Consider the following 237-nt stretch of genomic DNA (forward strand, 5'->3'; position numbering starts at 1 on the left):
CTTTTAAAACATACGCCGGAGAAGTACAGGCGATCCGCGGCGTCAACTTTCATGTTGACAAAGGAGAGACGCTTGCGATCGTCGGAGAATCCGGATCAGGTAAAAGCGTCACTTCGCAGGCGATTATGAAACTGATTCCGATGCCGCCGGGCTATTTTAAAAACGGACAAATTTTATTTGACGGACAAGATCTGGTTCCGAAAACGGAAAAACAAATGCAGTCAATCAGGGGAAAAG

The 237-nt window shown here is 46.4% G+C and carries 1 protein-coding gene; it reads left to right on the top strand.

Features of this window, described 5'->3' with window-relative positions; translation table 11 throughout:
• Positions 1-237, top strand: a 237-nt coding sequence (locus J0695_RS46550) for an ATP-binding cassette domain-containing protein (RefSeq protein WP_206970160.1), incomplete at both ends; no start/stop codon positions are given.

The sequence above is a fragment of the Streptomyces beijiangensis genome (assembly GCF_017315755.1).
Taxonomy (GTDB): domain Bacteria; phylum Actinomycetota; class Actinomycetes; order Streptomycetales; family Streptomycetaceae; genus Streptomyces; species Streptomyces beijiangensis.